The 17224-nt window shown below is 70.3% G+C and carries 18 protein-coding genes and 1 pseudogene; 12 read left to right on the top strand and 7 right to left on the bottom strand.

The annotated features are described in order from the left end of the window. Window positions 1-362 precede the first annotated feature (362 nt). Both AB0I15_RS65485 and AB0I15_RS65480 read right to left on the bottom strand, forming a co-directional pair. Window positions 363-716 carry a hypothetical protein gene (locus AB0I15_RS65485; RefSeq protein WP_358120531.1) on the bottom strand — a complete coding sequence of 118 codons (354 nt, stop codon included), beginning with the start codon at window positions 714-716 and terminating at the stop codon, window positions 363-365. Window positions 717-1233: 517 nt separating this feature from the next. Continuing rightward, the gene (locus tag AB0I15_RS65480) at window positions 1234-1773 is read right to left on the bottom strand and encodes a TetR family transcriptional regulator (protein ID WP_358120528.1); all 540 of its coding nucleotides are present in this window, start codon (window positions 1771-1773) and stop codon (window positions 1234-1236) included. Between the two features lie 167 nt (window positions 1774-1940). Between AB0I15_RS65480 and AB0I15_RS65475 the strand changes: the two genes are divergently transcribed. Together AB0I15_RS65475 and AB0I15_RS65470 are read left to right on the top strand one after the other, a co-directional pair. Then, on the top strand, window positions 1941-3086 hold the full coding sequence (locus AB0I15_RS65475; RefSeq protein ID WP_358120525.1) for an NAD(P)/FAD-dependent oxidoreductase: 1146 nt from the start codon (window positions 1941-1943) through the stop codon (window positions 3084-3086). Further along, complete coding sequence (locus tag AB0I15_RS65470) at window positions 3083-3739, top strand: DUF3159 domain-containing protein (RefSeq protein WP_358120522.1); 657 nt, start codon at window positions 3083-3085, stop codon at window positions 3737-3739. Before AB0I15_RS65475 ends, AB0I15_RS65470 begins: the two co-directional genes overlap by 4 nt. Window positions 3740-3798: 59 nt before the next feature. Here AB0I15_RS65470 and AB0I15_RS65465 read toward each other — a convergent pair whose 3' ends face one another. Together AB0I15_RS65465 and AB0I15_RS65460 are read right to left on the bottom strand one after the other, a co-directional pair. Beyond that, on the bottom strand, window positions 3799-5052 hold the full coding sequence (locus tag AB0I15_RS65465; RefSeq protein ID WP_358120519.1) for a hypothetical protein: 1254 nt from the start codon (window positions 5050-5052) through the stop codon (window positions 3799-3801). 264 nt (window positions 5053-5316) lie between these two features. Beyond that, window positions 5317-5703: a hypothetical protein gene (locus tag AB0I15_RS65460; RefSeq protein WP_358120516.1), complete on the bottom strand. Its 387-nt coding sequence runs from the start codon at window positions 5701-5703 to the stop codon at window positions 5317-5319. 17 nt (window positions 5704-5720) lie between these two features. Here AB0I15_RS65460 and AB0I15_RS65455 point away from each other — a divergent pair. From AB0I15_RS65455 to AB0I15_RS65445, 3 genes and pseudogenes are all read left to right on the top strand, one after another. Then, window positions 5721-5867: pseudogene (locus AB0I15_RS65455) on the top strand (LuxR C-terminal-related transcriptional regulator); the annotation flags it as partial. A gap of 42 nt (window positions 5868-5909) precedes the next feature. Next, on the top strand, window positions 5910-6626 hold the full coding sequence (locus AB0I15_RS65450; protein ID WP_358120513.1) for an FkbM family methyltransferase: 717 nt from the start codon (window positions 5910-5912) through the stop codon (window positions 6624-6626). A 204-nt stretch (window positions 6627-6830) separates the two neighbouring features. Then, window positions 6831-8435 carry a hypothetical protein gene (locus AB0I15_RS65445; protein ID WP_358120510.1) on the top strand — a complete coding sequence of 535 codons (1605 nt, stop codon included), beginning with the start codon at window positions 6831-6833 and terminating at the stop codon, window positions 8433-8435. Between the two features lie 235 nt (window positions 8436-8670). Here the strand turns inward: AB0I15_RS65445 and AB0I15_RS65440 are convergent, their stop codons facing one another. After that, the gene (locus AB0I15_RS65440) at window positions 8671-9393 is read right to left on the bottom strand and encodes an IclR family transcriptional regulator (RefSeq protein ID WP_358120508.1); all 723 of its coding nucleotides are present in this window, start codon (window positions 9391-9393) and stop codon (window positions 8671-8673) included. A gap of 108 nt (window positions 9394-9501) precedes the next feature. Between AB0I15_RS65440 and mhpD the strand changes: the two genes are divergently transcribed. The 4 genes from mhpD to AB0I15_RS65420 are packed head-to-tail and all read left to right on the top strand — an operon-like array spanning window position 9502 to window position 12756. Continuing rightward, a complete protein-coding gene (gene mhpD / locus AB0I15_RS65435) occupies window positions 9502-10302 on the top strand; it encodes a 2-keto-4-pentenoate hydratase (RefSeq protein ID WP_358120505.1) in 801 nt (266 codons plus the stop codon). Continuing rightward, window positions 10299-11255, top strand: coding sequence for an acetaldehyde dehydrogenase (acetylating) (locus AB0I15_RS65430; protein WP_358120502.1), 957 nt, complete (start codon window positions 10299-10301; stop codon window positions 11253-11255). The genes mhpD and AB0I15_RS65430 overlap by 4 nt, the downstream gene beginning before the upstream one ends. Then, window positions 11252-12331 (top strand): 4-hydroxy-2-oxovalerate aldolase, encoded by a 1080-nt coding sequence (gene dmpG / locus AB0I15_RS65425; protein ID WP_358120499.1) that lies wholly within the window; start codon window positions 11252-11254, stop codon window positions 12329-12331. Before AB0I15_RS65430 ends, dmpG begins: the two co-directional genes overlap by 4 nt. Further along, window positions 12271-12756: an MFS transporter gene (locus AB0I15_RS65420; RefSeq protein ID WP_358120534.1), complete on the top strand. Its 486-nt coding sequence runs from the start codon at window positions 12271-12273 to the stop codon at window positions 12754-12756. Before dmpG ends, AB0I15_RS65420 begins: the two co-directional genes overlap by 61 nt. A gap of 113 nt (window positions 12757-12869) precedes the next feature. On the opposite strand, the gene AB0I15_RS65415 is transcribed toward AB0I15_RS65420, so the two are convergent. Beyond that, entirely contained in the window at window positions 12870-13115 is a 246-nt protein-coding gene (locus tag AB0I15_RS65415) for a hypothetical protein (protein ID WP_358120497.1), read from the bottom strand. Window positions 13116-13406: 291 nt separating this feature from the next. On the opposite strand from AB0I15_RS65415, the gene AB0I15_RS65410 reads away from it, so the two are divergent. The 3 genes from AB0I15_RS65410 (at window position 13407) to AB0I15_RS65400 (ending at window position 16595) form a co-directional block, all read left to right on the top strand. Beyond that, complete coding sequence (locus AB0I15_RS65410; RefSeq protein ID WP_358120494.1) at window positions 13407-14414, top strand: multicopper oxidase domain-containing protein; 1008 nt, start codon at window positions 13407-13409, stop codon at window positions 14412-14414. 1 nt (window position 14415) lies between these two features. Next, window positions 14416-15567: a ZIP family metal transporter gene (locus tag AB0I15_RS65405; protein ID WP_358120492.1), complete on the top strand. Its 1152-nt coding sequence runs from the start codon at window positions 14416-14418 to the stop codon at window positions 15565-15567. A gap of 74 nt (window positions 15568-15641) precedes the next feature. Further along, entirely contained in the window at window positions 15642-16595 is a 954-nt protein-coding gene (locus AB0I15_RS65400; protein WP_358120489.1) for a hypothetical protein, read from the top strand. 52 nt (window positions 16596-16647) lie between these two features. Here AB0I15_RS65400 and AB0I15_RS65395 read toward each other — a convergent pair. Then, window positions 16648-17224, bottom strand: a 577-nt coding sequence (locus tag AB0I15_RS65395; RefSeq protein ID WP_358120486.1) for a thiamine pyrophosphate-dependent enzyme, incomplete at its 5' end; no start/stop codon positions are given.

The raw sequence follows: 17224 nt of genomic DNA, 5'->3' as shown, positions 1-17224 counted from the left end.
GCGGTTGCGAGGGTGTCCAGTTCGGTCGTCACAACCCGAGGATGGACATCCTCGCCCTATCTCCGCAGCTACGCCTTGGACTCAATCATCTAGGTGGGTTTTCTGGTGATGCGGACGGGCGGAGCCCGTTCCCTCTTCATGGCTTGAAATGATTTTGAAATAGCCGAGCGCCTTTACGTTGTAGATTTCTTAAGAAGTCGAAATGTCCGTGCAGTTCCTCACCGACGAGTCCCATCACAAGAACCTCGCATCACCATGCGCTACGTCGTTGCCCATGGTGGAGCCATCGACCAGGCCCCGCGACCTTGGCACCCCCGTCACCGTATCCATGGACCAGCACGCTCCCCGGCCAGTACCTGCAATCACGTCGTGCCCCATGCAACGCCCCTCCTCCCCTCAGTCTGCGTCGGCTCCTTGACCAACTTCGCCGCGCGGACAACCGCTGCAGCGGTCGGAACCTCGATGACGTCGCCGACCCGGATGCCTGGCACTCCGTGCATTGCCGGGCCCCGGGCCCGGGAAGTCAACGCGCCTCCCCCACTGCCGTCGGGCGGGAACTGCGCCGTCGCATCCTGGTCGCCCTGGACCTGCTGGCCTGGATCGACAGCCAGGCAACCAACCTCGCGGACGTCCTCCAGGAGGATCTCGACCGGTGGCTCAAGGAGGAGACCACCCAGCGCCGCAACCGCGTCCGCTACTTCCTGGCTGAACCTCACCCCGGCAGCACCTGACCCGGATGCCCGCCGTCTCGCCTCCCGGGCGTGTTCTGGGCTCAGCCTGAACCCCTACGGCCGGTTCCGCCTTGGCAGGGAAACCCGGCTCGACCTGACTTTCCGTGCGGGCTGACGGGGTCTTGACGCCGGATTCTTTCCAACCCAAGAGCCTTCTGCGTCACACCGACTCCTGGCCGCAAACTCTCAGCAACTGCTACTTCAGCATCACTACCAGTAGGTCACGTTCCACCCCTGCGCGGGAGTGGTGAAGCAGTTTATGGGCTCTACGTCTGCCCTCTCCACAGCGGCAGCAGGATACAGGCAACGATTGGTGCCCGTGCTCGTGTTGACAATGGCGAAGTTCTGGTGCGTCCAATACTGGGTGCGATGGTCAATGCAGTGCTGTAACTGGGCCACATTGACTCCGGCCAACCCGGTTGGCGCTCGGGTGCGAGGTCGTGCCGAGCACGCGCACGCGCCTGGTGGCGTGCTCGATGACGGCCAAGCTGGTGAGCGTCGCTCAGGGCGGTGCGGTTTGTCCGGTCAGGCAGTGCTGTACGAGCGGTCCGAACCGGCTGACCAGTTCGTCGACGGACGATGACGCGATCGGTTCGAGCCGTACGATGTAGCGCGCCACGGTGAGGCCCAAGAGTTGGACGTTGACCATGCCGGCCCGGACTGTGGCGTCCGGCGTGCCGAGCAGTGTCGCCACGCGGTTGGTGATTTCCCGGTCGATGTATTCGCGAATCAGTGTTTCGGACTGGTCGTTGGTCTGGGCCGACCGGGTGAGCATCGCGAGCGGGGTGCGGCCTGATGCGTCGATGTTCTCCACGAGTGTCCGGATGATGCGCTCACCGATGCCGTCGAGGCCGTTGGCGAAGATCGATTCGATGGCCGGCGGGAGTTGGGCGGGCAGCTCGATGGCGGCGGCGAACAGGCCCTGTTTGCTGCCGAAGAAGTAGAACACCATCGCTGAGTCGACCCCCGCGTCGGCGGCGACCGCGCGCACTGTGGTGCCGCCGTAACCGTGCTCGCGGAACAGCGCACGTGCCGCGTCCAAGATCCGCTGCTTGCTCTCCGCGCCCGTTCGCCAGCGCCCGGGGCGAGCGGGGGAACTGTGTTCTGTCATGACCGGACCAGTCTATCGGGGTTTCTTCATCGTGGGTGGACTTTCATGACGCCTCCCCGTAGCTTGAACTTCATCAGCGATGAAGAAAGGGGTTCGCGATGAAGGTGATCGTGGTTGGCGCCGGCCTGGGCGGGTTGACGCTGGCACAGGGCTTACGTCAGGCGGGGATCGATGTCGTCGTGTACGAGCGAGACGGCGCGCGGGGACGTACACAGGGGGTCAGCCTGCATGTCGACGACCGAGGCGCCACGGCGCTGCGAGCGTGCCTGCCTTCGGCGCACGCCGCAATGGCCGAGGCCACGATGGGCGGGCCGCGCGAGCAGACGCTGACGTTGTCCGAAGTGGATGGAGCGCTCACCATCGTGGGCGCGCAGCCGTCCGACGGCGTGGCGGGCCGGCCGCGGCCTGGGCGGCAGGTTCATCGTCCGTTGCTGCGTGCGATGTTGCTGACGGGGCTGGCGGACGTGGTTCGATTCGGGGCGGAGTTCACCCGGTTCGAGCGGCGAGCCGACGGCACGGTCCAGGTGTGGTTTGCCGACGGCGGCACGGACACGGCGGACGTGCTGGTCGGCGCGGACGGGATCGGTTCGGCGGTCCGCCGTCAGTACCTGCCGCACGCGCGGGTGGTCGATACGGGACGGCGCATGCTCATGGGCGCGACCGCGCTGCGGGCGATTGCCGATACCGGGCTGCCCGGGCTGATCGGCGACAGCCCCGCCGGCGTGCGGGTGCACGGCACGATGATGGTGCTGGGCGTGCTGCGGTTCACCGAGTCGCCGGTGGCCGCGCGGCAGCGGTGGTTGCCCGCCTTGCCCCTCAGTGCGGTCGCCGCGGTCGAGGACTATGCGATGTGGGCTTTGCCGATCACGCGGGAGCAGCTCGGCTCGGCCGGATCGCCGGCCGCGATGTGGCGCCAGGCCAAGGAGTTGGTCGCGAACCTGCCCTCGGCCCCGCGGTTGGTCGTCGCCGAGGCGTGGCCGGACATCACGGTCGCACTGCGCATCGGGACGATCCCGCCGATACCCGCCTGGCCCGCCGGCCCGGTGACGGTCATCGGTGACGCCATCCACCTGGCCCCGGGTTTCGGCGGCAACCTGGCGATGCAGGATGCGCACCGCCTCTGCGAGGCTCTGGTCGAGACGTATCACGGCCGGCTTGACCTGATCGACGCGATCGACGCGTACGAAGACACGATGCGCCGGGACAGCTTCTCCGCGCCTGTCGCGGCGAAGGCGGGCACGTGAGTCTCAACGTACTGACCCAGAAGTCGTTGTCCTTGTTCGCCGCGGTGGGCGGTTGGCGCACGGTCGCCGAAGGAGTCGCGTCCCGGGTGCTGTTCCTGGTCGCCTATCTGGTGACCGATCGGGTATCGACCTCCGCGCTGGTGGCGGTCGGCGGCGTGGCGGTGTTCGCCGCGGCTCGAGTGTTCACCGACGGAAAGTACTGGCAGGCAGCGGTCGGGCTGGGCGTCGTGGGGGCCTCTGCGTTGCTGGCCGGGAGTACCGGGCACGCGGTCGACTTCTACCTTCCGACCGTGCTCATGCAGGCGGCTGGAGGTGCGGTGTTCCTGGTGTCCATTCTGGTGCGGTGGCCCGTGATCGGATTGGCGGTGGGCGCGGTACGCGGTGAACGGTTCGGCTGGCGGCGAGACCGTGCGCAGCGACGGCGTTATCAGGTGTGCACGGCGGTCTTCCTGGCGAAGTACGGCATCGCCACAATGGTGCTGGTCCCTCTGTACCTGGCCGGGAAGGTGGCTCCGCTCGGCATCGCCGCCACACTGCTGGGCGGTGCGCCCGCAATGGGCGTCTGCGTCTATCTGTGCTGGCGGATCCTGCGCGCCCAAGCGGACCCGACAAACCCGGCCCCGGCTCCGGCTGTCACTGGGCCGAACCGTTGAGAGGGCGCTCCGCGAGCCGATGTCCGCTCCAGACGGCCGGACGCGAAGCTGAGGAGACGTCAGGAGATGGTGAGCGTGCCGTCCGCATTACGGGCGCACGTGACGCTCGCGCGGGGCGCCGCGGCGAAGGAGCCGGTCAGGCACCGGCCGAGGACCGCGTGGCCCGCGGCGTTGGGGTGCCACGACTCCTGGCAGGTCTGGAAGTAGGTGACGCAGGTGTTCGCCGCCCGCTGGATACCGATCTTGTCCCAGCCGGACAGGCTGGTGATGAACGTGCCGGACGGCCCGTCCTGTACCCGGACCGGCGTCGCGAGCGCGCCCGCCGGGCTGCCGGGGTTCTCGCAGAGCCTGGCCCCGTCGAAAGCACTCTGGACGTCCAGTACGCGCAGGTCGGCCGCCGGGCGTTCGGCTGCCAGCGTGGTGTGCGCGTTCTTGACCAGGGAGCCGAGGTTCTGGGAGAACACGTGCCCAGGGGCGAGGCTCGCACGGTGGATCGGGCACCCGGCGGCGTAGCGCTCGGCGCCGAGGGCGCGGAACTTGTCGCGGGTGTCGGTGCGGCTGTCCTCGTCGTGGTACTGCGGGGCGATGTCGGGCGGCAGCGGGTTGGTGTAGGTCTGCAGAATCACCTGGTGGTTGCCGTCGGCATCGATCTGGGCGAGGGTGTCGAGGATCTCGCGCAGGGCCGCGGTGGTCTCGGTGGTGGCGGCGGCGACCTCGGCGTCGGTGGCCAGGTCGGAGGCGGTGCAGGGCCTCTGCGGCACCTCGCCCTTCAGATAGGCCCAGAACTCCCACCAGCCTGTCCAGGCGTCGGCGATGAAGCGGTTGGCGCACAGCGTGGCCACGTCGCCGAAGGTGAACTGGGTGTTGTTGGAGCCGAGGCCGACGAGGACGACGTCGATATCGTGCGTCTGGGCGAGGGCGCGCAGCTGATCGAGTTGCGAGGCGACGGCGCGGCCCTCGGCCCGGGCGCTCGCGGGGGTGGCGATGTCGGCGGGCTGGGCGCCGGAGCACGCGAGATTGAAACGTTGCTGAATGCCCGGGAGCGACGCCGTGAACACCGAGGCGTTCGCCGACCGGTGACAGAAGTAGGCGTTGCTGTTGGCCGCCGACCAGCCGGGGAAGGCCTGTGCCGTACCGGAGGCGTCGACGACGGGCTGGTAGTCCCCCGCGCCCTCCCCGCTGACGAAGCTGTCGCCGAGCGCGACGGCGGCGGTGGGCAGAGCCGCCTGCGCCGGTCCACCCGGCACGACCTGGACACCCGCCGCGCTCACCAGGAGCATGACCACTGCGGCGGCACGCTGGAGGAGGCTCATAACCGCCTCATTTCCTACTAAATAAGTACGAAATGCGCATATGTGGATCACAACATGCCGGACCAACGGCGTCAACATCTCCGGGTGGCCGCGCCGCTTGGTCGACGACGGTGTCTCGGTCACCGAGGCCGCCCGTACGCTCAAGATCGGTCGCTCCACCGCGTACGAGGCACTGGCTCAACGCCGAGAAGGCGTCTCCCCCATCGTGGAGCGGGCGGCGCGGGCGGGCAGGTGGACCCGTAGGGTGAACCGCATACTGGTGATTCAGGATGTGTACGACGTGCGGATGCCCACCTCCCCCGGCACGGGGCGTCCGATGCTCCGGTGCGGCCCTTTCGCGGTCCTGGCCGGGATCCTGCTCGTCGGCAATGCGACGCTCTTCGCGGTGGCCGGAGACTTTGGCGTGTTCGCCGTGCCGGCGGCCGTGCTGGCGGCCGGGCCGGTGGTCCTGGCGTGGTACCGACCCGTGGCCGCGTGGGTGGTCATGGCGATGGCCGGGCCCCTCATCACCGGCATCGGGGTGGCGCTGGCCAGCCCGATGACACCCCTGCCGTGGTATTTCAACCTGGTGTTCGCCCAGTTGCCCGTCATGTACGTGCTGGCCCTGCCGGCCACCCGCCGCGTGACGGTGATCGCCTGCGTCGTGACCATCGCGGTGGGGACGGCCGACCGTGAAGTCGCACGTGGGGCGCATCTTCACCAAACTGAGGCTGCGCGACCGGGCGCAGGCGGTGGTTTTCGCCTACGAGAGCGGCCTGGTGGTGGCCGGCGCTCCCTCTCCGGGGGCACGGCGCGGCCCGCGACTGCGCTCCTGAGGGGGATCCGCCGCCCCGCGTCCCCCTCCTACCGTCGGCCGCATGATCAGATTGACAGCCGCGGCTGCGCTGCTGCGGGCCGGAGCGACGGTCTCCCTCAGTGAACCCGAACTGCTCGGCCTGTCCATTTACGTCCGGCCGGGAGCGGTTTGCTTTGACATCGGTGCCGCGTACGGGATGTACACCTTTCCGCTGGCTCACCTCGTCGGCCCGACCGGGCAGGTGCACAGCTTCGAACCGCTGCCGTTGCCGTACCGGCTCCTGGAGATGGGGGTGCGGTCCTCGGGGGCGCGCAACGTGCGGATCACCAACGCCGCGCTGGGGGCGGCGCTCGGGTGGCGGACCCTGCGGCTGCCGTACCGGTTCGGGCTGCCGATCCACGGCTGGGCGCACCTGGAGGAAGAGCTGAAGCACCCGGGAAGGTTCGCCGCCGCCAGAATGCTGGAAGTGCCGCTGTACAGCGTGGACCGGGTGTGCGAGCTGCGGGAGATCGCGCGGGTGGACTTCATGAAGGTGGACGTGGAGGGCTTCGAGGCGAAGGTGCTGCAAGGAGCGGAGCAGACGATCGAGCGGCACCGGCCCACGCTCCTGATCGAGATCGAGCAGCGCCATCTCGACAAGTACGGCAGAACCTCCGACGAGGTCGCCGGATCGCTGATCGAGCGCGGCTACCGGATGCACGTCTGGCACCGGCGCCGCTGGCGGCGTACGGACCAGGTGGTCGCCCGCCGGCGCAACTACCTGTTCACCGCGGGATGAGGCAGCCGCCGAACAGGCCACCAGCGATCCAGTTGCATGAGTCTTACCGACGCCTCTTGTCGGTCGCCGCCTCGTTCACCCGCTTTCGTGGCGACCGCGCCGTTCCGTTCGCCCCCGAGCCAACCCGGACCGAGGTGGAGCGCGACCTGCGGTATCCGCCGGACGCGGGGTGAGTGTCACCCGGTTCCGCTACGGTGATCCGCCATGGATGATCACTTTCCCCCGGCCGAGGACGTCCTGGTCCTCTCCGAGCCCCTGCGCCGAGATCTGCACCCCCGGCGGGGCGGCGCGCTCCCCGCGGAACCTGGCGTCTCCGACCGGGCGCTGGGCGAGGTCGCGCCCAGCGACACCGTCGACCCCGGCGCCGCGGACGTGGCGGCGAAGCTGGCCGAGGAGCACCGCGGCCATATCGAGACGGTGCTGTCGGCGGCTGCGAGCGACCCGGCCCTGGTCGCGCACGCGCGGGCGTACCTCAGTGGCGCTGACGACCCCGCCGGGGCGGCGGCGATCGCATCGATCGTCGACCGCGTGCAGAACGGGAACGAGACGCCGCGAACCTTCACCAATGGGTGGATCGCCTCCCGCGGGCTCGCCTTCGCCGCCTGCGCACTCGCCGAACTGAGCGGCATCGCCTCCTCGAGGGAAGACCTGCGCCCGCTGGACTCCCTTCGGCAGGTCGCCTCGGTGAGCCTGCGCCGCGTCCGGGGCCTGCTGGCCTTCTGTCCCGAGGAGGAGTACCGGCGGGCGGTGGAACGACTGGCCGCGCACCGCGGCACCCGCTCCCGGCGGCTCGTCGTCTCCTACCTGGTGCCCACCCGGCACGACTGGGTGGACGAGTGCTGCGCCGACCCGCCGTCCGCCGAGTGGGGCTCGAACGCCTTCTACCGCGAACGGCTGTGGGCGTCGGTGGGCACGCCGCGGCACCTCGAACTGCTCGGCTGGAGGCTGGAGGAGTCCGACTTCGACGCGTTCACGTTCGGGATACGCGCCACGATGGCCGACGGCGTGGGCCCGGCGGTCGCCCCGGTCCTGGTGGACGCCTGGGACCGGATCAGGATCTACAAGCCGTGGCGGGAGCGGTTCGTCGAGCTGATCTCCCTGCTTCCGAGCGACGAGGCGTTCAGGCTGCTGCTGGAGCGGTACGAGCGGGAGTTCGCGCGTGAGTACCTGCTTGCGGCGATGGAGCGCTTCCCCGTACGGGCGGTGCGGGTGCTGTCCACGGTGGCCGCGAGCGACTCGACGTCGGCGCTCCTCGCCGCCGGGCTGCTCCGCACGCACCTCAAGGCGCATCCCGAACTGCCCGGGCCGGACCCGGCGCCGCGGGTCCCGGACGCGCCCGCCGAGGACCTCCCGGCGGTGCTGACCGCGCCGGGCCGGGCGCCCCGGCTGCCCGCGTACGCCGATCCCGATGTCCTGCCGCAGGTGCTGCTCAAGGGCGGCGGCCGGGCCCTGCCCGCCGCCGCGACCATGAGGCTCGTCGCGCTGGCCAAGAAGCCGGACGAGCCGCTGGACGCGGTCCGCGACACCTGTGACCGACGCTCGCTGGCCGACCTGGGCTGGGCGCTGTTCCTGCACGGCGACGCCTGGGCGCTGCCCGCGCTGGGACGGCTCGGCGACGGGCGGACGGCCCGCGACCTGGCCGCCCTGATCCCCGGCTGGGTGGCGCGGGGCACCAGGGCCCGCGCGGTCAAGGCGGTCGACGCCATCGCCCGGATCGGTACCGCGGAGGCGCTGGAGGTGCTGGACGAGCTGGCGGAGACGGGCCCGGACCACGCGGTCCGGGACGCTGCGGCGAGGGCGCGCCCGTAACCACGCAGGTGCACCCGCGCTGCGCGCCTGTCCGTCCCGGACGACGTCTCCGTGGCCCCCGGCGTACTTCTCGGCCGTCTTCCGGTCCGCGGTCCGCTTCAGCGGCCTGTCGATCGCCTTCACCGCGGGGCTCATCATCGGCAACGCCATCGCTCCGGCCGTCTCGCAAACGTTGCCGGCAGCCGATGGCGGCTGGACCCCCATCGCCGCCGTTCGCTCTGACGCGCGAGAGAGCTCATCGTCCCGAGCGCAGAAGGCGCGACAGGCCCAGGGCCGCGGTCCGTACCGCGGGAGCGAGTTGGGCCGGGCGGAACCGGGCGCGCGGCACGGCCACGGACAGAGCCGCCACCACCGCCTGTCCGTCGAACACCGGTGCCGCGATGCAGCTCACGCCCATGGCCGCTTCCTGCTCCTCGTAGGCCAGGCCCGACACCTGGGCCTGTTCGATGGCGGTGCGCAGGCGCACGGCGTCGGTGACGGAGTGGGGGGTCAGACGGGCCAGCGGTCCGGCGAGCACCTGCTCGGTGAAGTCGGCGTCCGAGAAGGCCAGCAAGGCTTTTCCGACCCCGGTGCAGGTGAGGGGAAGCCGACCGCCGACGCGGGAGGGCAGCGGCAGGACGTCGTGGCCGTGGATCCGCTCGACGTACACCACCTCGTCTCCCTCCCGGATCCCCAGATGCACGGTCTCGCGCGTGGCCTCGAACAGGTCCTGCAGGAACGGCAGCGCCGCCTCGCGCAGATCATGGCGGCGCGGCACCAGGGAACCCAGCTCGAACAGCTTGCCGCCGAGCCGGTAGGTATCCGCTTCCCGTTCCAGCAGGCCCAGGCGGACCAGATCCGCGCAGAGGCGGAAGACCGTGGTCTTGGGCAGCGCCGTACGAGCGGACAGTTCCGTCAAGCGGTACGCGCCGCCGTCCGGCCGGTAGCAGTCCAGTATGGCCGCAGCCTTGTCGAGCATATTCCCCGAAGAATTGTTCCGTGACACGGAACATATTTTGCCACCTGGCCGGCCGGTCGCCTATATCTGGAGCGGCCGCGCTCCCCGCTCTTTCCGGAGGTACCCCGCATGCCCCACCCGCCTGCCGCCGTGGTCAAGGCCGCAGCCCTCCTGGAAGAGGCCGCGCGCACCGGCGTGGCCCGCCCTCCGGTACGCGACATGTTGCCGGATGCCGACATCGAGGCCGCGTACGCCGTGCAGAGGCTGAACGTCGAGCGCGGCCTGGCCGCGGGCCGACGGCCGGTCGGCCGCAAGATCGGCCTCACTTCTCCCGCCGTGCAGCGCCAGCTCGGGGTCAGCCAGCCTGACTTCGGGGTCCTGTTCGCCGACATGGCCGTGGCGGAGGGTGAGCAGATCGCCTCTGGCCGACTGCTGCAGCCCAAGGTCGAGGCCGAGGTCGCCCTGGTGCTGGAGGCGGATCTGCCGCACCGCGACCCCACCGTGGCCGACCTGCTGCGGGCCACGGCGTTCGCGCTGCCCGCGCTGGAGATCGTCGACAGCCGCATCGCGGACTGGGACATCACCCTTGTCGACACCGTCGCCGACAACGCCTCCAGCGGCCTGTTCGTCCTGGGCGGCACCCCCGCACCGCTGGACCGGGTCGACCTGCGCGGCGTACGGATGACTCTGGCCAAGAACGGCGAAACCGTCTCGAACGGGACTGGCACCGACTGCCTGGGCGGCCCTCTCAACGCCGCCCTGTGGCTGGCCTCCACCCTGGCCGGCCTCGGCGACCCGCTGCGGGCCGGCGACATCATCCTCACCGGCGCTCTGGGGCCGATGTCGCCCGCCGCACCGGGGGACGAGTTCGCGGCACAGATCGAGGGCCTCGGCACGGTTGAGGTCGGCTTCGCCGCCCTGACGGCATGAGCGCCGCACCCGTGAAGGTCGCGGTCATCGGCTCGGGCAACATCGGCACCGACCTGATGATCAAGATCCTGCGCCTGTCCGAGTCCCTGGAGATGGGGGCGATGGTCGGCATCGACCCGGGCTCCGACGGCCTGGCCCGCGCGCGCCGCCTGAAGGTCGCCACCACCCACGAAGGCGTGGACGGGCTGCTGGCCCTGGACGAGTTCGCCGACGTCCGCATCGTCTTCGACGCCACCTCGGCCGGCGCACACCGCCGCAACGACCAGGTGCTGCGCGCCGCCGGTCGCACGGTGATCGACCTGACGCCGGCCGCCATCGGCCCGTACGTCGTGCCGCCGGTCAACCTGGACGCGCACCTGGACGCCGACAACGTCAACATGGTCACCTGCGGCGGCCAGGCCACCATCCCCGTTGTCGCCGCCGTCGCCGCCGTGACCCCGGTGCACTACGGGGAGATCGTGGCCTCGATCTCGTCCCGCTCGGCCGGCCCGGGAACCCGCGCCAACATCGACGAGTTCACCGAGACCACCTCCGCGGCCATCGAGAAGGTCGGCGGCGCGACCCGGGGCAAGGCGATCATCGTCCTCAATCCCGCCGAGCCTCCGCTGATCATGCGCGACACCGTGCACTGCCTGGTCGGCGAGTGCGACGACGTCGAGGTGGCCGCCTCGGTGGAGGAGATGGTCGCTCGCGTCCAGACCTACGTGCCGGGCTACCGCCTCAAACAGAAGGTGCAGTTCGACCGCGTCGCCGCCGACGACCCGCTGCGCGCCCTGCTGCCGTCCTGCTCCCGATCCGGCGAGGCGGCGAAGGTGTCGGTGTTTCTCGAGGTCGCGGGCGCCGCCCACTATCTGCCCGCCTACGCCGGCAACCTCGACATCATGACCTCGGCGGCGCTGCGCACCGCGGAACGCATCGCCGCGCACCGTTTCACGGAGGCGATCTCCCGATGACCGTTGACCTGTACGTTCAGGACGTGACGCTCAGGGACGGCATGCACGCCGTCCGCCACCGCTACACCGTGGAGCAGGCCCGTACCATCGCCGCCGCCCTGGATGCCGCCGGGGTCGCCGCGATCGAGATCGCCCACGGCGACGGCCTGTCCGGCTCCAGCATCACCTACGGCGTTGGCGCGCACACGGACTGGGAGTGGATCGAGGCCGTCTGCGACGCCGTCCGCGACGCCGTGCCCACCACGCTGCTGCTGCCGGGCATCGGCACCGTACGCGATCTGAAGCAGGCTCACTCGCTCGGCATCCGCTCGGTACGCGTCGCCACCCACTCCACCGAGGCCGACATCTCCGCCCAGCACATCGCGGCTGCCCGCGAGATGGGCCTGGACGTCGCCGGCTTCCTGATGATGTCCCACATGGTCGAGCCGGCCGAGCTCGCCCGGCAGGCGAAGCTGATGGAGTCCTACGGCGCTACCTGTGTGTACGTGACCGACTCCGGCGGCCGGTTGACGATGGACGGAGTGCGCGACCGATTCCGTGCCTACCGTGACGTGCTCGACGAGCGCACCGAAGTGGGCATCCACGCCCACCACAACCTCGCCCTGGGCGTCGCCAACACCGTGGTCGCCGTGGAGAGCGGCGCCAAGCGCGTCGACGCCTCGCTCGCCGGGCAGGGCGCCGGCGCCGGCAACTGCCCGCTTGAGGCGTTCGTCGCGGTCGCCGACCTGATGGGCTGGAAGCACGGGTGCGAGCTGTTCGAGTTGATGGACGCGGCCGACGACGTGGTCCGCCCCCTGCAGGACCGGGAGGTGCGCGTGGACAGGGAGACCCTCACTCTGGGCTACGCCGGGGTGTACTCCAGCTTCCTGCGCCACGCCGAGGCTGCGGCCGCGCGCTACGGCCTCGACACGCGGGCCATCCTCGTGGAGGTCGGCCGGCGCAAGATGGTCGGCGGCCAGGAGGACATGATCACCGACGTTGCCCTCGACCTGGCCGCGCGGAGGCCACCGGCGGCCTGCTCGGCGCGGGCATCGCCTCCTTCCTCGGCCGGCGCCTGGGCACCGGCACCGCGCTGACCTGCACCGCCACGATCGAGGGCCTCGCCATCCTGGGGCTCGCCTCCGCCCCGAACCCGTACGTGGCCGGGCTCGCGCTCGCCGTCTGCGGGGCGGGCATGGGCGCCACGATGGTGCTCGGCCCCTCCCTTCGGCAGGCCATCGTTCCGGCCCACCTGATGGGCCGCGTTGCCTCCACCTCCCGCATGCTCGCCATGTGCGCCGCCCCGTTCGGCGCCTTCCTCGGCGGCTGGCTGGCCACCACCTACGACCTGCGCACCCCGCTCTACGCCGCCGCCGGCCTCCTGCTCGCCATGACCGCCGTCACCGCGACCATGACCAGCAATCGCCGCGTCGAGGCCGCACTGCGCGACGCGCGCCCGCAAGCCGACCCGGCCGACCAGGACCCCGCCAAAGAGATCGCCGTGCACACCACATCCAGGTGACGGTCATCGCTTGCCGGTCACCACACCTCCGCCCGCATCGGACCGTGGCGGCGTGAGGGCGGCGTTCATCGCACTATGACGAGACGAGGCGTGTTCGGCAACTCCGCAGGTCGTCAGGCCTTCCGGCCGTCACGGCCGAGAGGGCGGCGGGGTGGCAGGAGCAGCAGGGCCCGGGCCGCGTCGGCGCCGTCCTGTACGGCGACGGCGGCCGGGACCGCGAGGCAGCACACGATGATGGTCAGGGTGATCCACGCGGCGGCGCCCGACACCACGCTGAAGACGCCCAGCACGATGAGGACGCCCAGTTTGACCCGCGTCCTGGTCAACGAGGCGAGGGGTTCGGCGTCGCGCGTGGCCATGGAACTCCTGTGTCGGCTTGGCATCAGAGCAAAGGGTTCCCACCGCCGGGCACGATGACTCACCGGATCACCACACACGCAATACACAACCGCATATCACATATATCCAGACATAAGCGATAACCAGACCTCCGGCCATACGCGAAGAGTCCCACAAAAGCCACTCCGATATCACGACGTAAAGCATAAATAGGGGTAAATATTTGTGCATTGTCAGATCGACGCTGACCATTTACCGTGATTTCTGTGTCAGGCATTTCACGACGTCGCGCAATTGCCGCACTGATCCCCATGTGGGGGGCCGCGGGCGTCACGCACCGGCCGACGGTCCCGGCGCCCGAACCGGACCACGTCGAGCACGGCCCGGCCCACACCAACGGGTCGGCCCACGCCGGCTTCAGGTCGGGCACTCAGGTCGACAACCACAAGAACGGCTTCCATCCGACGGCGCTGCTGCGGGACTTCGACCGGGGAAGGACGTCACGCCTGCCCGGCGGGCGCACGCTTCGCGAATGGACCCTGGAGGCCCGCGAACAACCGATCGAGGTGGCTCCGGGAGTCACCTATCCCGGCTGGACGTACAACGGCAGGATTCCCGGCCCGACCCTCCGCGCGACCGAAGGGGAGCGCCTGCGGATCACCTTCGTCAACAGCTCCGCGCACGCGCACACGATCCATTTCCACGGCCTGCACGCGGCGACGATGGACGGGGTCGCGGGCATCGGCCTGGGCCTGGTGCAGCCGGGCCGGCGGACGGTGTACGAGTTCGACGCCGAGCCGTTCGGCCTGCACCTCTACCACTGCCACGTCTCGCCGCTGGCCGCCCACATCGCCAAGGGGTTGTACGGCGTCTTCCTCATCGATCCGAAGGACGCGCGGGCCCAGGCCGACGAGATGGTCATGGTCATGAACGGTTTCGACACCGATTTCGACCGCTCGAACGAGGTGTACGCGGTCAACACGATCCCGTTCGCGTACATGGGCGAGCCGGTCAAGGTGACGTCCGGCGAGCTGGTGCGGATCTATCTCGTCAACGTCCTGGAGTACGACCTCATCAATTCCTTTCACGTGCACGGGAATTTCTTCGACTGGTATCCGACCGGCACGTCGCTGAAACCGGCCGAGCACACCGACACCGTGATGTTGTGCCAGGGACAGCGCGGCATCATCGAGATGAGATTCGGCCGGCAGGGCCGGTTCATGTTCCACGCGCATCAGTCCGAATTCGCCGAACTCGGCTGGATGGGATTCTTCGAGGCCGGCTGCGGCCCGACGCGTCCGTGCGAAGGAGGCGCCTGACATGACCGGACCCGTCGCCCGCCCGGCCACCTGGCTGCTCGGCCTCGTGCCCCTGTGCGTCATCGCCGTCGTCCTTGCGGGCTTCGCGGTGCTGGGCGGTCCCGGCCTCGCTCCGCGCAACGGCCCGCCCGCCGAGGAGCTCGTCGTGGAGCGGACGGCGCTGGCGCCGGGCTCCATCGAGCTGGTCGTCCGCAACGAGGGCACCGACCCCGTCGCCGTCGCCCAGGTCGCCGTCAACGACGCCTTCACCGACTTCCGGATGAGCACCCCGGAGATCGGCCGCCTGCGCTCCGCCCACGTGCGGATCGTCTACCCCTGGGTCGACGGCGAAGCGTACGAGGTGGCCCTGCTCACCTCCACCGGAGGCGTCATCGCCCACGAGATCCCCGCCGCCGTCGCGACCCCGAGCGCGTCCGGCTTCCTCGGCCTGATGGCGCTGCTCGGCCTGTACGTCGGCGTGGTCCCGATCGTCATCGGCATGCTCTGGCTGCCGTGGCTGCGCCGGATGCCGCCGGCCGGAGTCCGGGGACTCATGGCGCTGACCGTCGGCATGCTCGCCTGGCTGGCGATCGACGCCACGATCGAGGGCCTGGAGGTCGGCGGGGCGGGCGCGTTCGGCGGCTCTGGCCTGGTGCCGCTGGGGGCCGTGGCCGCGTACGTGCTGCTGTCGGGCGTGAGCGCCGCGATGCTCGCGCGCCAGGGCCGCGCGGGCGGGCATCGGCTGGCCCTGCTCGTCGCCGTCGGCATCGGGCTGCACAACCTCGGGGAAGGGCTCGCGATCGGCTCGGCGTACGCGGTCGGCGCGCTCGCGCTGGGCGCGACGCTCGTCGTCGGCTTCGCGGTCCACAACACCACCGAGGGCCTCGCCATCGTCGCGCCGATCAGCCACGAACGCGCCTCGCCGCCGCGCCTCGTCCTGCTGGGCGTCCTCGCCGGGGCGCCCGCCATCCCCGGCGCCTGGCTCGGCGCCGCCGCCGTGCAGCCCGCGCTCGCCGCGCTCCTGCTGGGGTTCGGCGTCGGCGCGGTAGCCCAGGTCATCGTCCAGATCACCCCTTCGGTACGCGACCGGCAGGGACGGCTGCTCCACCCTCTCGGCATCACGGGCTTCCTCGCCGGCCTGCTCCTCATGTACGCCACGGGACTGCTGTCCTGAACACCCTTCCGGCCGGACCGCAATAGCGGCGATCCTGTACGACCACCCGCCGGCATTCCCCTATGCTGCGGTGCGTGACTTTTCAGCCCTATGCGCCGGACCGGCAAGAAACCGCCGAGCCACCGGCGTCCAGAGCAGCGCAGCCCCAAGAGGACAGGCCGGAGCCGGCCGACGAGGACAAGGCGGGGGTGCTCGACCTGCTCGAAATGACCGGGTCGGTCGTCGTCCCGCTCGGCGTGACGCTGTACGCACTGCTCTACATGGGTTACCAGGGGATGTACGCCGTCTTCGGCATCACCCCCGAGCAGGCGGGCATCGATCAGTCCGTGCTCCTCGGCCGGTTGCTGGGCACGATTCTGCCGCTGCTGATCCTCGGCGCCATCGTCGTCGGCCTCTTCATCAGCCTGGGCTGGCTGCTGAACCTGATCACGCGCGGCTGGGCGGGCCGGATGGCGCAGGGGGTCAGGCGGCAGCCGTGGATCGTCGCCGCGATCGCGGCGGCCTGGGCGGGTGCGTCCTACCTGGGCTTCATGTACTTCATGACCGCCCTGGACGCCGCCGATCCCACCGCGAAGGTGTCGGTCGAGGCCGGCGACGTGCTCATCGCGGCCGGGCTCGGCGTGCTCGCGTACGTCATCCCGTTCCGGCTGCTCCGGCGCCGATCGATCGGCCGGGCAGGGCTGAAGGTGCTGGTCGGCGCGCTCACCGGCATCGGCCTGGGTTATATCCTCATGATCCAGATGATGTACGGCGCGATCGGGGTGCTGCAGAAGGGCGAGTCCACCGCCGTTCTCGACGCCGTCGGCTTCCAGACGCAGTGGGCCAAGCTCCAGGACAGCGGCGGGAAGCCGCTGTACGACAGCCGCTGGATGCTGGTGCTCGGCGAGCACGAGGGCGGCTACGCCATCTACGACTGCGACAAGGGACTGACCTTCCGCAAGTTCTCCGAGAGCACGATCCTGAGCGAGGTCCAGATGTGGCCGCCCGACCGCAAGAAGGGCTTCACCTGCGGAAGTCTCGCGCAGTAGGTCCGTGACGGGCGCGTCGCGAGCCTGACGCTGCGGGATCAGCGCTACGGGATCAGCGCTGCGGGATCCGCACGAGCCGCGGGCGCTCCGAGGTCATCCCCTCGTGCACGAAGTCCGTCAGGTCCTGGAGGGTGTCGGCCCGCCGCGCTTCGAGACCGTAACCGCGGGCGATGTCCAGGACGTCGATGCCGGCGATGTTCAGGTAGTCGCCCTCCGGGACGTGCAGGATCTCGGAGAACTCCCGCAGCGCGCGGTACTCGGTGTTGTCGCAGACGACGAAGGTCACCGGCACCTGGTAGCGGACCGCGGTCCAGAGGGCGGACGGGGTGTACTGCATGGCCCCGTCCCCGATCAGAGCGACGACGGGCCGCTCGGGACAGCCCAGCCGCAGCCCGATCGCGGCGGGCAGCCCCCAGCCGAGACCGCCGGCGGCCGGGTAGAACAGCGACTTGGGCCGCGTGATCGTGAGGCGGTCGCGCGCCAGGTCGGCCGAGGTCCACTCCAGCGCGATCACGGCGTCGTCGCTCTTTCCCCGGTCGATCGCGTCGAGGATGGCCTCCGCCGTGAAGGCGGGCCCCGTGGTGTCCGCCTCCGTGATCGTGCGCGCGGCGGGCCGGGGCCGGCCGGCC

The organism is Nonomuraea sp. NPDC050643 (genome assembly GCF_040654715.1).
Classification (GTDB): domain Bacteria; phylum Actinomycetota; class Actinomycetes; order Streptosporangiales; family Streptosporangiaceae; genus Nonomuraea.
The sequence above is the reverse complement of the archived record's forward strand: the minus strand, read 5'-3'. Positions and strand labels throughout refer to the sequence as shown.

What these genes read in the sequence shown, in the direction of transcription:
- AB0I15_RS65445 (WP_358120510.1), top strand. Translation starts at nt 6,831, where the DNA reads ATGGATGATCACTTTCCCCCGGCCGAGGACGTCCTGGTCCTCTCCGAG.
- AB0I15_RS65415 (WP_358120497.1), bottom strand. Translation starts at nt 13,115, where the DNA reads ATGGCCACGCGCGACGCCGAACCCCTCGCCTCGTTGACCAGGACGCGG.
- mhpD (WP_358120505.1), top strand. Translation starts at nt 9,502, where the DNA reads ATGCCCCACCCGCCTGCCGCCGTGGTCAAGGCCGCAGCCCTCCTGGAA.
- AB0I15_RS65465 (WP_358120519.1), bottom strand. Translation starts at nt 5,052, where the DNA reads ATGAGCCTCCTCCAGCGTGCCGCCGCAGTGGTCATGCTCCTGGTGAGC.
- AB0I15_RS65440 (WP_358120508.1), bottom strand. Translation starts at nt 9,393, where the DNA reads ATGCTCGACAAGGCTGCGGCCATACTGGACTGCTACCGGCCGGACGGC.
- AB0I15_RS65460 (WP_358120516.1), bottom strand. Translation starts at nt 5,703, where the DNA reads ATGGTCACGACGCAGGCGATCACCGTCACGCGGCGGGTGGCCGGCAGG.
- AB0I15_RS65410 (WP_358120494.1), top strand. Translation starts at nt 13,407, where the DNA reads ATGTGGGGGGCCGCGGGCGTCACGCACCGGCCGACGGTCCCGGCGCCC.
- AB0I15_RS65405 (WP_358120492.1), top strand. Translation starts at nt 14,416, where the DNA reads ATGACCGGACCCGTCGCCCGCCCGGCCACCTGGCTGCTCGGCCTCGTG.
- AB0I15_RS65475 (WP_358120525.1), top strand. Translation starts at nt 1,941, where the DNA reads ATGAAGGTGATCGTGGTTGGCGCCGGCCTGGGCGGGTTGACGCTGGCA.
- dmpG (WP_358120499.1), top strand. Translation starts at nt 11,252, where the DNA reads ATGACCGTTGACCTGTACGTTCAGGACGTGACGCTCAGGGACGGCATG.
- AB0I15_RS65430 (WP_358120502.1), top strand. Translation starts at nt 10,299, where the DNA reads ATGAGCGCCGCACCCGTGAAGGTCGCGGTCATCGGCTCGGGCAACATC.
- AB0I15_RS65450 (WP_358120513.1), top strand. Translation starts at nt 5,910, where the DNA reads ATGATCAGATTGACAGCCGCGGCTGCGCTGCTGCGGGCCGGAGCGACG.